Raw genomic sequence first — 19708 nt, 5'->3', positions numbered from 1 at the left:
TTCTGGTTTGTTTTTTTATGATATATTAATGTATTATAAACTTCAGTATTATATTATACACTTTTTTACTATAGGAGGTACACATGTTCGAATGGTTTAGTCAATTGTCTCCTGTTGCTCAGGCCGGAATAGCCGGTTTATTTACCTGGTCTATGACTGGACTTGGTGCAGCAGTTGTATTTTTATTTAAATCTGTAAATATGAAAGTATTAAACACAATGCAAGGATTTGCTGCAGGTGTGATGATCGCGGCATCATTCTGGTCACTATTAGCACCTGCAATTGAATTCAGTGAAGAAAATGGACAGATTCCCTGGATTCCTGCAGCAATCGGATTTCTATTAGGTGGTATGTTTATCAGATTACTCGATGTCATCATCCCACATATCCATCCGAAAGCTCAGCCTAGCCATATGCACGAAGGTCCGAAAACGAATTTAAAGAAGTCAACTTTATTATTCTTAGCGATTACTATGCACAATATACCTGAAGGACTTGCCCTTGGTGTTGGGTTTGGTGGTGTTGTTTCAGGCAATGAACAGATGCTCCTAGCAGCTATCGGTCTTGCTATCGGGATTGGTATACAAAACATCCCTGAAGGAAGTGCTTTATCTTTACCGATACATGGTGACGGCAAATCAAAATGGTTTTCTTTTAATATGGGGCATGGATCCGCAATCGTAGAGCCTATCTTTGCAATGATCGGTGCTGGTGCTGTACTATTAATTACACCGATGTTGCCCTATGCATTAGCATTTGCAGCTGGCGCGATGATATTCGTTGTCGTTGAGGAGTTAATTCCTGAATCACAATCTGGAGATAATACGGACCTTGCAACATTAGGTTTGATGCTAGGTTTTACAATCATGATGATATTAGATGTGTCGTTAGGATAATCATTACATAGAAAAAGACGAGGAAAATTTTCCTCGTCTTTTTGAATTTTATTTTTCTTTCCCTTTAGTACCATTGATGTACTCATATTTTGATGGGTCAACTTTTTTGAAGTCTTTATTTTTATAGAAGCGTAATAAGTCACCATTTAATAATGAATCTGACATTTCTAATTCTTTTTCTACACTTCTTTTAATTTCAACTGCTTGTTGCTTTTTAGCTACATCTTCAATCGGTAAGTTCGTTTTATTATCATAATAAACGCCATTGATAGATTTAACTTCTGGACTAATAAAGTCACCATTTCTAAACACGACAGTATCTTTATGCGCTTTAGAAAGTAAGTCTGTACCAAACATAACGTATGGTTTAGCATCAATTCCTAATAAGTGTAATAGCGTTGGTGCGACGTCGACTTGTCCAGCATAAGTATGATCAACTCTTCCTTCTATGCCTGGTACTTTCATAAATAATCCAGTACGTTGTAAATCCATAAATTTAGTAGGCGTAATCTCTTCACCTAATAATTTTTCCATCGCTTTGTTATGATTTTCAGAAATACCGTAATGGTCACCGTAAATAATGATTACAGAATCATCATACAGACCTTCTTTCTTCAAATCATTGATAAAATCATGTACAGCTTCATCTAAATAACGTGCTGTCTGAACATATCCATCAACCGTTGGATTACCTGTATTCGGTGAATCAATTGTTGCTTCTGTTTCATCGATAGTAAATGGATAATGATTTGTTAAAGTAATTAAGTGTGAATAGAATGGTGCTTTCTCTTCTTTTAGGAATGGAATAGATTCATCGAAGAATTCTTTATCTTTTAATCCTAAATTTTCTAAGTTCTTTTCTGACATATCATAATAAGAAGCATCATAGAATTTATCTACACCGAAATGCTTATAAATTTGATCGCGGTTCCAGAATGTTTTGTAGTCTCCGTGCATCACTGAAGTTGAATATCCTTGTTGTTGATGCATGATTGCTGGTAATGACTGATATGTGTTATCGCCTTTTAAGCTGAAGGCTGAACCTTGAGGTAAACCATATATACTGTTATCCATCGTAAGTTCTGAGTCACTCGTCTTACCTTGTCCAGTTTGATGGAAGAAATTATCATAATAGATAAAATCCTTTTGTCCACTTGCGAGTGAATTTAAGAAAGGTGTTACTTCTTCACCATTGACTTTGTAATTGATTAAGAAAGTCTGGAAACTTTCTAAATGAATTTTAATGACATTTTTCTCTTTAGCAATCCCAAATGTTGCGCCATTTGGTGCAGCATATTTTGTCTTTGTATAAGATTGTACTTTTGCTAAGTCATCTGAACTTGCTAATGCTTTTTGCTGGTTATTTTGAATCGTCTTTACCCCGTCATATACCGTAAAATTAAACGGTCCTAAATATTTCACTAAATATTTATGATCAAATGTTCTTGTTAAAAGCTCTGGTCTGTCTGTTTCAGCAAATGCTAAGTTTAAGAAAAATAATGAAATTGAAACTCCCATTAATACAGGGACATATTTTTTCTTAAATGATTTAGTTGATAACTTCTCTTTTCTAAACAATAAAATAAACAGAAAAGCAAAAGTATCAATAAAGTATACAAAATCATACCACTCAAACGAACTCCATAAAGCCCCGCTCATTGATTCAACATTACTTACTTGATTTAATGTACTGAAAGTAATGAAATCCGAGAAAAATCTAAAGTAAACGACATTAGCATACAATAAGAATGTCAGTAAGAAACCACCAATAAACACAAACCAATAAGATTTTCTACCTTTAAAAAATAGAAAAACACTTAAGATTAACGCTACTAAACTATAAGGGTTCATGAGTAATATTAAATTTTGAACGAGTCCTTTAACACCTAGTGACAAATCAATATAATATGCAAAATATGTTTTTAGTGAGACAGCAAGTACTGTCAACAAAAAAAACATAAATATCGATATTTTCTTTTCTTTCATACGTTTTCCTCCATTAAACAAACATTTCTTTCGTGATGCTATTTATAATATTAATCATAACTTAGTTACATTTACACTTTATTATATATTGTAACATAAACGTAATGTTTTTTCTGTGTACAATATATTAATTTATACCGTTTCCACAAAATTTTCAAGTGTTTTTACTTCATAAGTATCTTTTTCGTGTAAAAAGTGACCGAATTGTGACAAACTTGTCTATACATTCAATTCCTTTTGATGGAGAAACTCAATTTGTGCTAATACCGTCTTTAGCCAGTTTTCATAACTCTTTTGTTGTCGTTCTAATTCACTTTTGGAAACCCATTTAAAGTACAATTTTGACCCAGGTTTCTTTTGGGAAAGTTTTGGTAAATGATACGGTGCAATATTAGCGATATATGAGAAATCATTGTCCTGATGCATACTCTTTAATACAATAACAAGATCCCCGTCCTGTGTGAGCTGTAAAGCGCCACTTTGTTTTATACGGATATCTGTGGTGCATGCTGGACAATTTATCATATTCCCTTCAAGAATAAAGCCGGTTCTATCAAACCGATTCGTTACGATATAAATATCTTCCTGTAATGCTTGTTTCGTTTCACCTGATAATTCATTCTCACTTACTGACTCCAGATGAAAAACATCTGAATAATAAATGCGTGCCAGTGAATAAGCATCAATACCCCATGTCGTTTCTTTTCGTTTCGCTATATTTTCGAACAATTTTTTCTGAAATGGTGTGTAACTACGCGCCAATTCAAAACGAGCACCTGCTTGAATAATATAATCTTCTGTATCTTTTAAACGACAACTATCGATTTGCAGACCACCGGCAATTGCCATATAAACACGTGTACCTTTTTTAGGTTGACCAAAATAAAGCGTTTCTCCTCTTTCCATAAGATGCACTTTCATTGGCATAATACGTCTTTCATCAGTATAAGCGTAAAACTCAGCTCCCATTAAAGCGATTAACGTCGGTTCACGAAAGTGTATGGTCGGCGCCTGGAAAGTCATTTCAATCGTTGGTGTATTAACCGGATTACCTACTAATGCATTTCCTAATATATGAGATAATGCATCACATGGGCCATCTAAAGATAATGAAGCATTTTCTTTAGTTTCTAACTGTTGAAAAGTTGTATAAATACCTGCTGTTTGAAATATGATAGACATCGTTATATTTCCCTTCTCATTTAATTTACAATATTAATATAACCTTTACATCGGCCAAAAGTCGTAAAAAAATTCTACCGCTTATGATCGGTAGAATATATTGGTGATATCAATCAATATGGTTCTAAAACAAAAAGCGATAAACGTAACAATTATTATAGATGCGATCATCGTCACATATAACATCACCAGAGCATTATTCGTCTTATCATCTTTAAAAAGTTTGATGATATATCGATTCATTATATAGACTAATAGCGATAAACCTGCTAGTAGAAATAAAATCATGAGGAAATTCATCATTCGCTTCACCTATTTTCGGATTTTACACTTTAATAGCATTTATTATAACGCTTTTGAGTGTATTAATAAACCAGGAATATATTATTTTAATTGTAATGTTACCTGAACCCATTCTCTTAAACTATTAATCATATATAATTTAACTTCTCCAGCGCGATACTTTTCAATAAACGTCGCTACTTCAATTTGCGCTTCTTTCACTTCACCACGATCCAGTAGCGCACTTCTCATACATCCATTCAGTATGTAGTCATGCTTTGGGGTATAGTACACCCCTTTACTTTCGATAACCGCATTGCCAATATTAAACTCAAGTAGATATGTATCATCATGAAATAATGTTAAGCCCTCAGATGCATATTGACTACGCACTGACGTTTTATTTTGATGGAACGCTTTTTTATTAAAATGCATCAAACGTAATGCTGCTTTATGATTAAATGTGCCAATGGACTTAATTGATGAAGAAATATTACCATTACAATCAACTGTGATTCGCAACATGAAAGGTTCAACTTCTTTTATATCATGAAAGGTTGAATCAAAGAGACTATCTAGTTCATTTTCATCATAATCAATCTTAAAATGATTCAATGCTTTCATCATTCGAGCTTTATGATACGCTTTTCTTTTAATTTCTCCACGTTCAACACGCATCGTTTCAATAAGATGGAAATCATCTGGTAAAGTTACGCTTGTATCACGGATATAATCTAGTATTTTGGACTTAGCTACCATTTCGTCATACTCAAGTTCAGAATTCGAATCAATTGTGATTCCTCCACCGACGCCATATGTCACTACTTCCTCATTATGCTTATATTCAAGCGTTCTAATCGGTACGTTAAAGATTGCAACTTCATTTGGTACGATTAAACCTATTGTGCCGCAATATACTGAACGTTCTGTGTCTTCAAGACGATTGATGATGTTCATCGTTGACTGTTTCGGTGCTCCTGTGATCGAACCACACGGAAACAATGCTTTCATGATATCATATAAACCTTTGTCTTCTAATGTAGCAGTGATTGTTGAAGTCATTTGGTAGACCGATTTAAATCGCTCAATCGTAAAGAGATGTGGTACCTTTACACTACCTTTCTTTGCGATTTTACTCAAATCATTGCGTAATAAGTCGACAATCATCACATTTTCAGCTCTATCTTTGACTGAGTCTTTTAAAAACTGAAAGTTTTGTGTGTCTTTCACTGGATTGCTGTCCGTTGGCATCGTACCCTTCATCGGTTTCGTCAGAACCTCTTTTGTGCTGAAATCATACTGAAAGAAAAGTTCTGGCGAGATACTGACGATTGTTTGTGTGTCATCTTCAATATATGCAGTATAATCACCATGCTGCTTTGAGAGCTTTTCATAAACGTGATAAAGATTGCGTTCATTATTCTTCGCCAGCAGTCTTGTCGTGTAATTCACCTGATACGTATTGCCTAATCTGATTTCCTGCTGAATAGCTTCAATCTGTTTTATGATATGTGCTTTATCATTCATAAATTGAAAATCAAGAGTTATATTTGGTGCCTCTTCATTGAAAGACTTATTTATCAAACTCTCACGATTGAAATAATAAAATTTTATTAACTGGTCGCTATCTTTTGTACTAAGCAAAGGATCGAACAATCTACTCGCTTCATATTTCATCACTGTAAGCACAATATATCCACTTGTTTCCGCTTCACGCAGTGCTGCTTCAACTTTATCTGCATCGTTAACAACAACAATCTTAAATGGTTGTTCGAACTTAAAATGATAGTTCCTATTTTTTTCAGCAATATATTTAAAGTTAATTTCAGCTTTCATATATATCTCCTTTAATGAATGATGCTAACATCTTTAATCCATCAGTTGTAAGAATCGATTCCGGATGAAACTGAATGCCGTAAATCGCTAACGCTTCATGACGAATACCCATAATAATGTTATCTTCTGTCCAGGCAGTCTTTTTAAGTGGTAATTCTACTTCTCCATTTTGCCCTAACGAGTGATATCTAGCTACTTTTGTAGGTGAAGCAATGTCTTTAAAAATCATATTACCATCATGAAAGATATCTACCTGATGACCGTGTACCGGTCTTAACTGCTTTATTACATTATTATAATGCATCATAATAACCTGAAACCCTAAACAGACACCAAGTATCGGTATTGTTCCACCAAATTTATCTAAAATGTCATGTGCCAATTTCGCTTCTCTAGGATGACCTGGTCCTGGCGATAAAATAATATGCGATGGATTTATTTTTCTTATATCTTCTATAGTGATTTCATCTATTGTCTTTGTCACGACATTTTCATCTAACTGCTCTATGTAATGCACAATATTATATGTAAACGAATCGTGATGATCAATCATAAGTATCATTTAAATGCCTCATTTATTTTTTTAATGGAAAACGCTTTTATTGATTTAATGATTTTATTATAGCTTTAATATGTTATAATGAGAAACGAAATTTAATAAGAGGTTCCTAGCACATACCCTCTATAAAAAACTAGTTTGACATCTTGCTAGGGGAAGGTGTCTTTTTTTATTGAAAAGAGGAATTATAATGGAAAAACAATTAAACAACAACAAAGCACTTGTCGTATTCAGTGGTGGACAAGATAGTACAACTTGTCTATTCTGGGCGATGGAAAGATATAGTGATGTTGAAGTTGTGACATTTAATTATGGTCAACGACATGCTCTAGAAATTGATATCGCCAAACAAGTTGCAAATGAGCAAGGCATAAAACATCATATTTTAGATCTGTCATTGTTATCGCAGCTCTCACCTAATGCATTAACACATCATAATGTTGCAATCACTCATGATAATAATGTTCCGAATACGTTTGTGCCGGCACGTAATTTATTATTTATGAGCTTTGCTGCAGCACTTGCTTATCAAATAGAAGCAAAACACATTATTACAGGTGTATGCGAAACAGACTTCTCAGGATATCCTGACTGTCGGGATAACTTTATAAAGTCATTAAATGTAACGATAAATTTATCGATGGATGTTAACTTTGAAATTCACACACCTTTAATGTGGCTCGACAAGAAAGAAACATGGGCACTCGCTGATGCACTCGGTAAACTAGATTACGTTAGAAATAAAACGCTCACTTGTTATGAAGGGATACCTGCAGACGGTTGTGGAGAATGTCCAAGCTGTAAACTTCGTAACAAAGGTCTCAATGATTATTTAAATGAAAAGGAAGTTTTATCATGATGCAACAGATATATCCTCAAGTTAATCATAACTATGCGTTTGAATTAAATAAAGATATGAACTTTTCAGCAGCGCATTATATTCCTGACGAACGCGCTGGTGTATGTAGCAGAACGCATGGACATACGTACTTTGTCAATGTGACAATCGCTTGCAATCACTTAGATGAAATGGGTTTCTTAGTGAATTTCAGAGATATTAAATCCATTATTAATGATACATTTGATCATACTCTAATCAATGATTTACCCGAGTTAAAAGATAAAATGCCATCAACAGAACTTGTCGCGAAAACCATCTTCGATATGATTGACAATCATTTAAATACACTGCCACATGCACCAAAAGTGTTACAAGTCTTCTTACGCGAAACACCAACAAGCTATGTTATTTATAGAGGTGTACGATGAAAATACCAGTACTCGAAATATTTGGCCCTACAATACAAGGTGAAGGTGCTGTTATCGGCCGTAAAACAATGTTTGTTAGAACAGCTGGCTGTGACTTTAAATGTGATTGGTGTGATTCAAAATTTACATGGGATGGTAGCGCAAAAGATGACATTGAAATGCTTACAGCAGATATTATCTTTGAACGCCTGCAGCAACTCGCACCGAATAACTTTAATCACGTAACGATTTCCGGTGGTAATCCTGCATTAATTAAAAATATTGCTGCACTCGTCGAATTATTACACGCACATAATATAGAAGTCGCACTTGAAACACAAGGGAGTAAGTTTCAGCCATGGATGACTGAGATTGATCAATTGACACTAAGTCCAAAACCGCCAAGTTCAAAGATGCAACAGGATATCAATCAACTCGATTTTGTCATCAATCAATTAGAATATAATAAAGTCTCGTTAAAAATAGTAATTTTTAATGATGATGACTATAAGTTTGCACAGATGATTCATCATCGTTATCCGAATATAAAATTTTACTTGCAGGTTGGTAATCCATATTTAGATGAAACTGTTAATGACCACACAGAAAAATTACTCGCTAGATATGAAGCATTGATTGACAAAGTGATGCAGGATAATACGATGAATGATTGCTATGTTTTACCTCAACTACATACATTATTATGGAGTAATAAAAAAGGCGTTTAATCTATGCATTAAACGCCTTACTTGTTATAATTCTTTTATGTGGCTAAAAAAGGAGGTAGAAATGATGGAAAAAGTAATATTACTCAATATTTTCATTACATGCACCTTATTTCTATACTTCTATAAAAAAGAATTAAAACCTTCCTATATACCACTCATATTTAGCAGTTTGCTTGTTACGCTCATCAACTATCCTGTGATAGGAACAAGTAACTTTATATCAAAGACAGTTGTATTATTTGTAATGGTGACAAGCATCGTTCATATTTATTTAAGATATTATCATTATGAACATTATCATATTTATATTCATAATCGTTTCATACATTTGATATTTGCGATAATATTTAATATATCTATACCATTTATCTTGATAACATCACCACAATCTATCTATCAATCTAGTGCATATTTAAGTGTGTCAGTTTTTATACTTGGATTGATTCTATATCAGCTTTCAGAAATTGATCGCCCTGTACGTTGGTTCCAAATCGAACGCATCAATACATATCGCTACATTAAACACCCGAAGCAACTAGGTGAAATATTTTTTGTAATAAGTTATTGCTTACTCACGCTATTTCTACCATATAGTTTCTTCTATGTCATTATCGGAATAACATACATATTCTATATAAAGAAAAACCACCTATTCAAGGAAACCTAAATAAATTGCATATAAATGTTTATACAATTTTCGTACGGGTATTAACTACTATAAGCAAAAGCTTATTATGTTTTTATTCTATACTTAAATTATTAGGAGGTTTATCATATGGGCTTAATTATTATGTTAATTGTCGGTGGACTTGTAGGTTGGGTTGCCGGAATGATTATGGGAACTGATATCCCAGGCGGAAAAATTGGTAACATTATCGCAGGTTTACTTGGCGCATCTATAGGTGGCTATTTAATCCCAGGATTCGGACCTGAATGGGGTGGCGTTCATATTATTCCAGCATTAGTTGGTACAATATTATTAATCGCTATCGTGTCTATCGTTTTACAAATGATGCACAAACGTCGTTAATAAAAAAGCCCATTTGGGCTTTTTTTATGCATTAATTTAAATATTGTGTGATAAAAATTCCAACAAAGACTGTTATAAATACGGCATTCGCAATTTCTGCAATCCCAATCTTCATTGGTTTCATCTGTTTACCATAAAATAAGACTGCTCTTATTAAACTTGGAATAAATGCGACACCTATCAATGGATGTACAATAAATGCGAGTAACAGCCCTATTAAGTGATAACTAAATGAAATATATTTATATTTAATATTTTTCTTCTCACGAATCATCGTCTTCACATAAAATGTTGTTCCTACAAAATAAAGAAAACTAATCAAAAAGATATAACTCATCTTTGTATCAAATTGACCTTCTCCGATAAAGTATGATAGTAATCCCGCAATCGAAAAAATTGTAATTGCACTAAAGTCATTAAGTAGATGACGTTCATTACGTTTAGAGGCAAAATATAAGTTAATCGCTCCAAACGGAAGCATTGCAGCGAAAAATAATAATATACGGTAATCATATAATACAACAGGAATAAGCAACACAATAGCAATCGTTAAAAATAATAGACTTCCTTTAATATAGGCAAAATTTTTCTTACGCTGTTTGACATAAAATAATACATTATCGATAAAGAAGAAGATCATAAACCAGGCAGCAAAAAATAATAATTGATACACATTAAATTGACTTGCAAACATTCCGAACAATACCGGCATAATAATCATTGCCCATGCACCGTGTTGATTTGGCTTTTTAAATTTCATCATTATCACCTCAACACCTATTGTACTAAAAGGTGTATATAAAATACCTCTTTAAATATATCAATTTAATGACGATATTAAAGAGGTATGAAAAATATGAATAAACATTAGCAATTATTTCAAATCTCCCATATTCACTACATCAGGATCTTTAAACTGTCTTTCATTCTTGTTTAGTGTATCAATTGCTTGTATATCCGCTTCATTTAATTCGAAATCAAAAATATCATAATTCTCTGCTATTCTTTCAGGATTGCTGGATTTAGGAATAACGATACGACCACTATCAATATGCCAGCGTAAAATAATTTGAGGCACAGTTTTGTTATATTGCTCTGCGATACTTTGTAACACTTCGTTATTAAACATATCGCCACCTCGCATTAACGGACTCCATGCTGTCACTAAAATATCCTGCGCCTCACAATACGCTTGTAAATCTTTCTGATTAAATATCGGATGATATTCGATTTGATTGACTACAGGTTTAACTTTAGCTACTGCTAGTAATTTTTCCAGGTGATGTTGTTTAAAGTTCGCAACCCCTAAAGATTTTATCTTACCTTCAGCGTATAACGCTTCCATCGCCTGATAACTTTCGATAAATAGATCATTATCCGGACATGGCCAATGTATTAAATATAAATCGATATAATCAAGTCCTAACTTCTCTAAAGAATCATTGAACGCTTGCTTAGTATTCTCATAGCCTTGATCATCATTCCAGAGTTTCGTTGTCACAAATAAAGATTCACGCGGTACACCACTATTTTTCAATGCTTTACCAAGAGACGCTTCATTAAAATAAAAGTGTGCTGTATCAAATGCTCGGTACCCTGCTTTGATTGCAGCGTCAACTGCATCCTGCATCTCTTCATCCGTTATTTTGTATACACCTAGCCCTAACATTGGCATTTCAATACCATTGTTTAATGTCACTGTCTTTGTCATATGATTCACTCCTTTACTTAATAGTACGACTAACATATTATTTATTCAAAAGTTATGTGTTTATATAAGCGAAGAAATCAATTGTTTTGTATAATGAAAGTGAAATAATATATTGGAGGCGACTATTGTGAATAACCACGAAATTGATTACAAGATTTACGGCGATGATATGCAATATGTAGAAATCGAATTAGATCCGAACGAAACTGTCGTTTCAGAAGCTGGATCAATGATGATGATTAATCCATCGATTGAAATGCAAACTATCTTTGGTGATGGTTCTTCATCAGGTGGCAGTGGATTTATGGATAAATTATTTGCAGCAGGTAAACGAACGTTAACTGGTGAAAGTTTGTTTATGACAACATTTACGAACCGTGGACACGGCAAAGAACATGTATATTTTGCAGCGCCATATCCAGGTAAAATCATTCCTATAGATTTATCTGAAGTTGATGGGGAATTTATTTGTCAAAAAGATGCGTTCTTAGCAGCAGCTCAAGGTGTAAGCGTTGGTATTGCGTTCCAAAAACGATTAGGTGCAGGCTTCTTCGGTGGTGAAGGTTTTATTATGCAACGTTTGCAAGGTGACGGTATGGCGTTTATTCATGCAGGTGGTGCAATCATGCGTAAGAATTTACAACCCGGTGAAGTATTACTTGTCGATACAGGATGTCTTGTAGGTATGTCTAAAGATGTTGATTATGATATTCAAACCGTGCCAGGACTTAAAACAAAATTGTTTGGTGGCGAAGGTATCTTCTTAGCAAGGCTACAAGGTCCAGGCACTGTATACATTCAATCTCTACCATTCTCTAGATTTGCATCAAGAATCTTTGCTGCAGCACCAGTGACAGGTAAACAAACAGGCGAAAGCGGTATCGGTGGATTATTCGATATGTTTAGTGATTAATTGATTAATTATAATATTTGAAAAAGCATCCCTTGGTTGAGGGATGCTTTTTTAGGTGATGAAACTCATGTTATTTATTATTTGATTGAATGAGATGGTATTAAACTGCCTTCTTCTACAACACTCTTACCTATCGCTTCGGTGTATATCCTAACATATCAAAGAGTTCATTTTTCTCACTATCCGTTAAATCTTTCCACTGCCCTAACTTCAAGTCATCAACTAGTATATTCATCACACGTAGTCGACGTAACTGCTTTACTTCATATCCTAACGCTTCACACATACGTCGAATTTGTCTGTTAAGTCCTTGCGTGAGTATAATTTTAAAGGTCTTCGCATTCACTTTTGTAACGACAGCAGGTAAAGTTACTGTATCTAAAATTTCAACACCTTCAGACATTTGCTTGATAAAGTCCGCTGTTATCGGCTTATCTACTGTCACAATATATTCTTTCTCATGTTTGCCTTCTTTACGCAGAATTTCATTAACAATATCTCCGTCATTCGTCAGTAATATTAAACCTTCACTATCCTTATCTAAACGCCCAATATGAAATATACGTTCAGCGTGTCCAACGAAATCCACAATATTGCCTTTTATATGACGTTCTGTTGTAGATGTAATACCTCGTGGTTTATTGAGTTTAATATAGACATAGCCTTTATCAGTGTTTAAAGTCACTACTTTATTATCCACTTCAACAACATCACTTTCTGAAACTTTGCTACCAAGTTCTGCTTTCACACCGTTTATCTTAATGCGTCCCGCTTCTATCCATTTATCCGCACCACGTCTCGAACAAACCCCTGCTTCAGATAAAAATTTATTGATTCTCATCATAAATGCCTCCAAAAAAAGAAAGAGCATCTCAGCTCTTATCTTTAATAGTATTTTGAACGTACAAAATAGTGATCATATATAAATGTACCAAAAGGTATAAACGCCACGATGAAACCTGCAAGGGGCCATTTCCAGTCCCATTTCACCTTTATCGTCATCAACACTAAAGTCACAATATAGATCGTAAATAAAAATCCATGAATTGATCCTACTACTGTCACTACTTCAGGTTTACCAGCCATATATTTTAATGGCATTGCGATCCCCATTAACAATAGCAGTGACCCACCTTCTAAAAATCCAAAAAATCGAAATACACTTTTTAATGTTTGATTATTCATCTATAACGTCCTCATCTTCTTCTGTTACTGAACGAGATGCATTAAATTCTTTGTGCAATGCAACAGATTTAATCTGGTGGTTTTCAGCATCCAATACAACCCATTTATCATATTTAGTATCAACATAATCATCTTTATCGATATCTGGATTTTGAGCTTGCATCCACCCACCAATGGTATCTATATCTTCCGAATCTTCAAAAACGATGCCAAATTTCTCTTCGATATCATCCAATAATACACGACCATTTATCTGGTATGTGTTATCACCTGTTTTGATAATATCATTAACTTCATCTTCATCGAATTCATCTCGAATTTCACCAACGATTTCTTCTAAAATATCTTCCATCGTTAAAATACCAGCTGTTCCACCATATTCATCAATAACTAATGCGATATGTACACGCTCGCGTTGCATCTTAATCAGTGCATCACTAATACGCGTTACTTCATGAATCAATGGCAGGTCATGAATATGATCTTTAATACGTACAGGATCCCCTGAAGCATATTTCGTTAAAAATTCTTTTACGTTAATAAACCCGATAATATGGTCTTTATCACCATCTTCTGAAATTGGATAACGTGTAAATTGATGTTCATTAATAACTTCTAATAATTCATCAATATTAAATGGTTGTGTTAACGTAATCATTTGTGTACGTGGTACCATAATATCTTTTGCTAAACGTTCATCAAAGCTGAAGATATTTTGCATATATGCCAGTTCAGTATGATTAATTTCACCGCTTTGATAACTTTGCGTCATAATAATTTTAAGCTCTTCTTCACTCATCGCCTGTTCATGGTCAGCAGGTTGTACACCAAATATTCTTAAAATTAAACGTGCCGTACCATTCATTGAATAAATTAATGGTTTCATAATAATCCCGAAGAAATATAAAGGTCTGGCAAATGCTAAAGTCATCTTTTCTGCATATTGAATCGCTAATGACTTCGGAGCTAATTCACCTATAACGACATGTATAAACGTAACGATAAAGAAACTTAAAAATACAGTAAGCGGCTTACTCATATCAGTTGGGATGTGTAACAAATGAAGCACCGGGTGAATTAAAGATTCGAATGTCGATTCTCCAATCCAACCTAAACCTAATGCTGTTACTGTAATCCCTAATTGACATGCAGATAAATAGTAATCTAAATGATGGACCATATGCTGTACAATTTTAGCAGCACTATTCCCTTCACTAACAAGTTGATCTATACGTGACGTTCGAACCTTTACTAAACTAAATTCTGATCCAACGAATAAAGCAGTAAGCAATATTAATAAAGCAAATAATAATAAACTTGATATGGTATGTATGTCCAATTAATTCCCTATGACTAGGGATTCACCTCCGGTTTTTGTTTAGTGACTACTGAAGTCACAAATGTTTGTTTGATATTTTTTAAAAGATTAAATGGAATGAAGTTAGTATCATGTAAATTTATGGCCTTCCCAATGGTAGTCACCTCCTGAGATAAAATTGAAAGACTAGGGTTATTTTAACACAAAAATACTCCTTTGTGTGAGAAAGGAGTATTACAATCCTTACGAATATGTAGCGATAAATTTTTGACTTAATGTATTAAAAGCTTCTGGCTGATCTATATTGCAAACATGCCCAGAATCTTTAATAATTTCTAAACCGAAGTTGGAATAATTATCAACTACTTTTTGTACAGGTGGAATAAATAAATAATCTTCGTCACCCATTAAAAAAAGTGTTGGAATCCTTTTTGTTGAAACTTGTAAATGACTTAAATATGGATTGATCAGTCGCGTTAAACTGAACCATTTCACAAATTGTTTCTGACTCATTTTCTTAGCTTCATTGATAAAAGCAAGACGAGATTCCTCATGCTCTTTACGAGGCATAATAATATAAGCAAAAAGTTTATATAATAACATATACGGAATAAAATTCTTTGAAATACGACCAACCATTAACAAAAACTTTGTGCGAATATCCAGACTGATAATCGCACCACCTAATACAAGAGAACGTACTCTATCCGGATATTCATCAGCAATCGTCTGAGCAACGATTGTCCCTAAACTCAAACTAATGATATGCGTACTTTTAATATTTAATTCATCAAGTACTTCAATTACCTCTGCAGCAAGTGTCTTAAACGAATCTGTCTTCTTCCATACAACTTCTGTCGACTTACCATGTCCTCTTAAATCGACAAGTAAGATATTGTAATCTTTACGAAAATATCTGATTTGTTTAAACCAAATGGTAGAGCTCCCACCAGCCCCATGGATAAAAGTAATCCAAGGGGCATTTTCATCTTTTATATACGTTTTATGATATAACATATTGATCATCCGTTCTCTAATTATGTAGCTTTAATTATTAATATTAAATTATACCCTATTATCATTATATTATACCACGGTTCTATATATTTTTTTGTGAACGTTTTCAATATTTCTCAGGAAATATCGTAAAATTTTATAAATCAAAAGAACACTTGAGTTATATTCAAGTGTTCTTTTGATGATTAAAATACTTTTATGGATTATGCTAATTCTACTTCTTCTTCTAATTCCGCTTCTGTTGGTTTCTTTTTAAGCAAGCCATAAATCACTGCTGACACAACAACACCAATGAATAATGCTAATAAGAACATTGGCCAATGACCTTTATCTAATCCAACTACGAAGATACCACCATGTGGTGCTGGTACACGACATCCAAATGCCATAGCGAGTGCGCCTGCTGTTGCACTACCAGCAATCATTGATGGAATAACACGCGCAGGATCAGCTGCTGCGAAAGGAATTGCACCTTCAGTAATAAATGATAATCCCATAACGATATTTGATAATAATGAACCTTTTTGAGTTTTTGTAAATTTATTTTTGAACATAATCATTGATAATGCGATAGCTAGTGGTGGTACCATACCACCAATCATAGCTGCAGTAATCGGCGCATAGTTACCTGCTTCAATTGCTGCAAATCCAAATGCGTATGATGCTTTGTTAAATGGACCACCCATATCGATGGCCATCATACCACCTAATACTAAACCTAGAATTACAATGTTTGTGCCGTTCATGCTGTTTAATGTATCTGCCATTAATTTATTTAACCAGCTTGCTGGTGGATTAACAACGTAGTACATTAATAACCCAGTACTTGCTACCCCTAATAACGGGAATAATAGTGTTGGTTTTAAACCATCTAATGATTGAGGCATACCACTTAATAATTTTTTAATACCTTCAACTAAATAACCTGCTAAGAAACCTGCAATTAAACCTCCTAAGAATCCTGAACCACCACTTACCGCTAACATACCACCAACCATACCTGGCGCTAAACCAGGACGGTCCGCAATACTCATAGCGATGAAACCTGCTAAGATGGGTACCATTAATGCGAATGCTGATTTGTTACCAACAGTCCATAACGCTTCAGCAAATGGATGATAATCTGATTTAGTAGGATCAAATGATGTAATACCAAACATGAAAGCAATCGCCATTAAAATACCACCCGCTACAACAAACGGTAACATATTTGATACACCTGACATTAAGTGTTTATAGAATCCTTTTTTCTCTTTGCTGCCTGAAGATTTCGCTTGTCCGCCTTTTGCTTCAAATAATGGACGTGTGTCATCCTGAGCCATATTGATTAACTCCTCAGGTCGTTTAATACCATCTGCTACAGGTACCATGACAACGTTCTTACCATGGAAACGATTTGTTTCAACGTTAACGTCTGCTGCTACAATGATTCCTTTAGCACGTGCTATTTCTTCATCAGTCAGACGGTTCTTAATCCCACCAGAACCATTCGTCTCAACTTTAATCGGTACGCCCATTTTCTTCGCCTGGTTTTTAAGTGCATCTGCTGCCATATACGTATGCGCAATTCCTGTTGGACATGCTGTAACTGCTAATACTAAATTGTCATTTGTAGCATTGCCAGTTGGTGCTAACACTACTTCTTCTTTTGTTTCTACTTCATCATTTTGTTCAATAATTTCTAATACTTCTTCTGCTGTTGCTGCATGTAATAATTGCGCGCGTACTTCTTCATTCATCAATATGCCTGATAACTTAGCTAATGCATCTAAATGTGTTTGTGCTCCACCGGCTGGCGCTGCAATCATAAAGAATAATGTTGCGGGTTGTCCATCAAGTGATTCATAATCAACACCTTCAATCGATTTACCGAAACCAATCGCAGGTTTAGCCACTGCATCCGTCTTAGCATGGGGAATTGCTACACCTTCTCCGACACCTGTTGTACTTTGAGCTTCACGTGCATGTATTGCTTCTTTATAGGCTTGTTTATCGTTTAATACACCAGCATTATAAAGTGTCTCAACTAATTCATCGATAACACCATCTTTAGTTGTAGCTGTAAGATCCATTGCAATCGTAGATTCTTTTAATAAATCTGTTATTCTCATGTTTACACCCCTATTTTCCTTCAATTTTTGTAATTGTAACTTTATTTATTATTGCAGCGATTTGCTCGCTTGTTGCCAAATCTTCTGTAAATGCAGTTGCAGTGCCGCATGATACTGCCTGTCTGAAACTTTCTTCTATTGACTTATTTTGTGCAAATCCAGCAACCATCCCAGCCACTGTTGAGTCTCCTGATCCTACTGTGTTAATGACCTTACCGTTAGGCACTGTAGCTTTATAACAAGCATCAGCTGTAACAAGTATGGCACCTTCTCCACCAAGAGATACAAGAACATGTTTTGCACCTTGTTCCATCAATAACCGTGCTGCCTGAATCGTATCATGATCATCCTTTATAGTAAGATTAAACATTTCTTCTAACTCTACTTTATTAGGTTTTACGAACTCTGGATGATACGGTAAAGTTTGAGTAAGCAATGATTTCTCTGCATCTACGACAAATGGAATGTGTTTCTCAGCACAAATTTGAGCAATCGTTGCATAAATATCATCTGGCATCGACTTTGGTACAGATCCTGCAATGATGACATAGTCTTCTGTCGTGAGTACTTTTATCTGATTCAGTAATGCTTCAAGGTTCGTTGCATTGACATCTGGCCCTGCAGCATTAATTTCTGTTTCAGTATCACCTTTTAACTTAACGTTAATGCGTGTATCCTCTTCAACAAGAATGAAGTCTGTGTGAATGTATGCAGATTCAAGTTCATTCTTAATAAATGCGCCAGGGAATCCTCCGATATACCCGAGTGCAGTGGATGGTTGATCTAATGCTTTTAATACACGAGATACGTTGATTCCTTTTCCTCCAGCGAACTTATGGGTCCTTGTTGCACGATTTAAACCACCTAAATCAAAATCTTGTGTAAACATGACATAATCAATCGATGGGTTTAATGTTATTGTATAAATCATATGTGCTCCTTTATATTAAGTATTTTTCATAGGGCTTAGTCTTCTCATTTTGCGCATTCGTAATAATAATGGTCTTTCCTTTTTCCAGATCACAAATTTTAGCAAATGTATATTCATCAAATTTTGAATCATCTATGAGAAAAAAAGATTTCTGTGCAATTTTCACAGCAAGTTGCTTTATATACGCTTCTTCAATATCCGGTGTAGATAATCCATGTTGAATGTGGATACCGTTTGCGCCCATAAAAGCTTTATCAAATCTGAATTGCTTTAAATTTTCAATTGCCTGAACACCGATAGATGCATATGTATCTTTTTTAATAAATCCACCAATCATATAAACTTCTATCCCTTTATCAACAAGCTGCGGAACGTGTGTTGCACCATTCGTAACAACGGTAATGTGTTGCTGTGATAAATACGGAATCATCGCTAATGTTGAACTACCAGCATCTAAATAGATACAATCATGATCTTTGACTTGTAAAGCAGCAATTTTTGCAATTTCATTTTTTTCTTCTACTTTGGTCGTCGATTTGACTGAAAACGCAATATCTCTATGTTTTTCAGTAAGTTTCTTCGCACCACCATGGACACGAATAAGTTTGCCTTCATTTTCTAATGTAGATAAATCTCTGCGAATCGTTGATTCACTACTTGAAGTTACATCCATCAGTAACTGTAGTGATATCACATCATGTGCCTCTAATAGATTAAGGATGGTTTCATGTCTTTTAATCGTTAGCACGTTCATCCCTCCTTGAATACACTCATA

At 34.5% G+C, this 19708-nt stretch carries 20 protein-coding genes; 7 read left to right on the top strand and 13 right to left on the bottom strand.

What is annotated here, in order from left to right; genetic code table 11:
* Positions 1-83 precede the first annotated feature (83 nt).
* Positions 84-896, top strand: coding sequence for a ZIP family metal transporter (locus BHU61_RS01255; RefSeq protein WP_111714263.1), 813 nt, complete (start codon positions 84-86; stop codon positions 894-896).
* 48 nt (positions 897-944) lie between these two features.
* On the opposite strand, the gene ltaS is transcribed toward BHU61_RS01255, so the two are convergent.
* From ltaS to BHU61_RS01235, 4 genes are all read right to left on the bottom strand, one after another.
* Positions 945-2882: a polyglycerol-phosphate lipoteichoic acid synthase LtaS gene (gene ltaS / locus BHU61_RS01250; RefSeq protein WP_111714262.1), complete on the bottom strand. Its 1938-nt coding sequence runs from the start codon at positions 2880-2882 to the stop codon at positions 945-947.
* A 219-nt stretch (positions 2883-3101) separates the two neighbouring features.
* Positions 3102-4064, bottom strand: coding sequence for a 5-oxoprolinase subunit C family protein (locus BHU61_RS01245; RefSeq protein WP_111714261.1), 963 nt, complete (start codon positions 4062-4064; stop codon positions 3102-3104).
* Between the two features lie 384 nt (positions 4065-4448).
* Positions 4449-6182 carry a bifunctional chorismate-binding protein/class IV aminotransferase gene (locus tag BHU61_RS01240; RefSeq protein ID WP_111714260.1) on the bottom strand — a complete coding sequence of 578 codons (1734 nt, stop codon included), beginning with the start codon at positions 6180-6182 and terminating at the stop codon, positions 4449-4451.
* Complete coding sequence (locus BHU61_RS01235; protein WP_111714259.1) at positions 6172-6744, bottom strand: anthranilate synthase component II; 573 nt, start codon at positions 6742-6744, stop codon at positions 6172-6174. The genes BHU61_RS01240 and BHU61_RS01235 overlap by 11 nt, the downstream gene beginning before the upstream one ends.
* A 187-nt stretch (positions 6745-6931) precedes the next feature.
* On the opposite strand from BHU61_RS01235, the gene queC reads away from it, so the two are divergent.
* The 5 genes from queC (at position 6932) to BHU61_RS01215 (ending at position 9747) form a co-directional block, all read left to right on the top strand.
* Entirely contained in the window at positions 6932-7600 is a 669-nt protein-coding gene (gene queC, locus BHU61_RS01230; RefSeq protein ID WP_111714258.1) for a 7-cyano-7-deazaguanine synthase QueC, read from the top strand.
* Positions 7600-8010: a 6-carboxytetrahydropterin synthase QueD gene (gene queD / locus BHU61_RS01225; RefSeq protein WP_199798206.1), complete on the top strand. Its 411-nt coding sequence runs from the start codon at positions 7600-7602 to the stop codon at positions 8008-8010. Before queC ends, queD begins: the two co-directional genes overlap by 1 nt.
* Positions 8007-8717, top strand: coding sequence for a 7-carboxy-7-deazaguanine synthase QueE (gene queE, locus BHU61_RS01220; protein WP_111714256.1), 711 nt, complete (start codon positions 8007-8009; stop codon positions 8715-8717). Before queD ends, queE begins: the two co-directional genes overlap by 4 nt.
* A 64-nt stretch (positions 8718-8781) precedes the next feature.
* Positions 8782-9384, top strand: coding sequence for a hypothetical protein (locus BHU61_RS13300; RefSeq protein ID WP_146608855.1), 603 nt, complete (start codon positions 8782-8784; stop codon positions 9382-9384).
* Positions 9385-9492: 108 nt separating this feature from the next.
* On the top strand, positions 9493-9747 hold the full coding sequence (locus BHU61_RS01215; protein WP_111714255.1) for a GlsB/YeaQ/YmgE family stress response membrane protein: 255 nt from the start codon (positions 9493-9495) through the stop codon (positions 9745-9747).
* A 31-nt stretch (positions 9748-9778) separates the two neighbouring features.
* On the opposite strand, the gene BHU61_RS01210 is transcribed toward BHU61_RS01215, so the two are convergent.
* Both BHU61_RS01210 and BHU61_RS01205 read right to left on the bottom strand, forming a co-directional pair.
* The gene (locus tag BHU61_RS01210; protein WP_170122424.1) at positions 9779-10507 is read right to left on the bottom strand and encodes a YwiC-like family protein; all 729 of its coding nucleotides are present in this window, start codon (positions 10505-10507) and stop codon (positions 9779-9781) included.
* A 114-nt stretch (positions 10508-10621) separates the two neighbouring features.
* The gene (locus BHU61_RS01205) at positions 10622-11458 is read right to left on the bottom strand and encodes an aldo/keto reductase (protein ID WP_111714253.1); all 837 of its coding nucleotides are present in this window, start codon (positions 11456-11458) and stop codon (positions 10622-10624) included.
* A 127-nt stretch (positions 11459-11585) separates the two neighbouring features.
* Here BHU61_RS01205 and BHU61_RS01200 point away from each other — a divergent pair, with 127 nt between their 5' ends.
* The gene (locus tag BHU61_RS01200) at positions 11586-12371 is read left to right on the top strand and encodes a TIGR00266 family protein (protein ID WP_111714252.1); all 786 of its coding nucleotides are present in this window, start codon (positions 11586-11588) and stop codon (positions 12369-12371) included.
* A gap of 130 nt (positions 12372-12501) precedes the next feature.
* On the opposite strand, the gene BHU61_RS01195 is transcribed toward BHU61_RS01200, so the two are convergent.
* The 7 genes from BHU61_RS01195 to BHU61_RS01165 form a co-directional block, all read right to left on the bottom strand.
* Positions 12502-13212 (bottom strand): pseudouridine synthase, encoded by a 711-nt coding sequence (locus tag BHU61_RS01195; RefSeq protein WP_111714251.1) that lies wholly within the window; start codon positions 13210-13212, stop codon positions 12502-12504.
* Positions 13213-13256: 44 nt separating this feature from the next.
* On the bottom strand, positions 13257-13556 hold the full coding sequence (locus BHU61_RS01190) for a DUF3817 domain-containing protein (RefSeq protein WP_111714250.1): 300 nt from the start codon (positions 13554-13556) through the stop codon (positions 13257-13259).
* Entirely contained in the window at positions 13549-14895 is a 1347-nt protein-coding gene (locus BHU61_RS01185) for a hemolysin family protein (protein WP_111714249.1), read from the bottom strand. The genes BHU61_RS01190 and BHU61_RS01185 overlap by 8 nt, the downstream gene beginning before the upstream one ends.
* Before the next feature lie 222 nt (positions 14896-15117).
* Positions 15118-15891 carry an alpha/beta fold hydrolase gene (locus BHU61_RS01180; RefSeq protein ID WP_111714248.1) on the bottom strand — a complete coding sequence of 258 codons (774 nt, stop codon included), beginning with the start codon at positions 15889-15891 and terminating at the stop codon, positions 15118-15120.
* 203 nt (positions 15892-16094) lie between these two features.
* On the bottom strand, positions 16095-18002 hold the full coding sequence (locus tag BHU61_RS01175) for a PTS fructose transporter subunit IIABC (RefSeq protein WP_111714247.1): 1908 nt from the start codon (positions 18000-18002) through the stop codon (positions 16095-16097).
* Positions 18003-18012: 10 nt separating this feature from the next.
* Positions 18013-18933 (bottom strand): 1-phosphofructokinase, encoded by a 921-nt coding sequence (pfkB, locus tag BHU61_RS01170; RefSeq protein ID WP_111714246.1) that lies wholly within the window; start codon positions 18931-18933, stop codon positions 18013-18015.
* A gap of 10 nt (positions 18934-18943) precedes the next feature.
* Positions 18944-19687: a DeoR/GlpR family DNA-binding transcription regulator gene (locus BHU61_RS01165; protein ID WP_239242366.1), complete on the bottom strand. Its 744-nt coding sequence runs from the start codon at positions 19685-19687 to the stop codon at positions 18944-18946.
* Positions 19688-19708 lie beyond the last annotated feature (21 nt).

This window comes from Macrococcus epidermidis (assembly GCF_003259695.1).
Taxonomy (GTDB): Bacteria; Bacillota; Bacilli; order Staphylococcales; family Staphylococcaceae; genus Macrococcoides; species Macrococcoides epidermidis.
This window is presented reverse-complemented; position numbering and strand designations above follow the sequence as displayed.

What these genes read in the sequence shown, in the direction of transcription:
- BHU61_RS01210 (WP_170122424.1), bottom strand. Translation starts at nt 10,507, where the DNA reads ATGAAATTTAAAAAGCCAAATCAACACGGTGCATGGGCAATGATTATT.
- BHU61_RS01215 (WP_111714255.1), top strand. Translation starts at nt 9,493, where the DNA reads ATGGGCTTAATTATTATGTTAATTGTCGGTGGACTTGTAGGTTGGGTT.
- queC (WP_111714258.1), top strand. Translation starts at nt 6,932, where the DNA reads ATGGAAAAACAATTAAACAACAACAAAGCACTTGTCGTATTCAGTGGT.
- BHU61_RS01235 (WP_111714259.1), bottom strand. Translation starts at nt 6,744, where the DNA reads ATGATACTTATGATTGATCATCACGATTCGTTTACATATAATATTGTG.
- BHU61_RS01175 (WP_111714247.1), bottom strand. Translation starts at nt 18,002, where the DNA reads ATGAGAATAACAGATTTATTAAAAGAATCTACGATTGCAATGGATCTT.
- BHU61_RS01255 (WP_111714263.1), top strand. Translation starts at nt 84, where the DNA reads ATGTTCGAATGGTTTAGTCAATTGTCTCCTGTTGCTCAGGCCGGAATA.
- BHU61_RS01165 (WP_239242366.1), bottom strand. Translation starts at nt 19,687, where the DNA reads ATGAACGTGCTAACGATTAAAAGACATGAAACCATCCTTAATCTATTA.
- pfkB (WP_111714246.1), bottom strand. Translation starts at nt 18,933, where the DNA reads ATGATTTATACAATAACATTAAACCCATCGATTGATTATGTCATGTTT.
- BHU61_RS01245 (WP_111714261.1), bottom strand. Translation starts at nt 4,064, where the DNA reads ATGTCTATCATATTTCAAACAGCAGGTATTTATACAACTTTTCAACAG.
- BHU61_RS01240 (WP_111714260.1), bottom strand. Translation starts at nt 6,182, where the DNA reads ATGAAAGCTGAAATTAACTTTAAATATATTGCTGAAAAAAATAGGAAC.
- ltaS (WP_111714262.1), bottom strand. Translation starts at nt 2,882, where the DNA reads ATGAAAGAAAAGAAAATATCGATATTTATGTTTTTTTTGTTGACAGTA.
- BHU61_RS01190 (WP_111714250.1), bottom strand. Translation starts at nt 13,556, where the DNA reads ATGAATAATCAAACATTAAAAAGTGTATTTCGATTTTTTGGATTTTTA.
- BHU61_RS01195 (WP_111714251.1), bottom strand. Translation starts at nt 13,212, where the DNA reads ATGAGAATCAATAAATTTTTATCTGAAGCAGGGGTTTGTTCGAGACGT.
- queE (WP_111714256.1), top strand. Translation starts at nt 8,007, where the DNA reads ATGAAAATACCAGTACTCGAAATATTTGGCCCTACAATACAAGGTGAA.
- BHU61_RS01205 (WP_111714253.1), bottom strand. Translation starts at nt 11,458, where the DNA reads ATGACAAAGACAGTGACATTAAACAATGGTATTGAAATGCCAATGTTA.
- BHU61_RS01180 (WP_111714248.1), bottom strand. Translation starts at nt 15,891, where the DNA reads ATGTTATATCATAAAACGTATATAAAAGATGAAAATGCCCCTTGGATT.
- queD (WP_199798206.1), top strand. Translation starts at nt 7,600, where the DNA reads ATGCAACAGATATATCCTCAAGTTAATCATAACTATGCGTTTGAATTA.
- BHU61_RS13300 (WP_146608855.1), top strand. Translation starts at nt 8,782, where the DNA reads ATGGAAAAAGTAATATTACTCAATATTTTCATTACATGCACCTTATTT.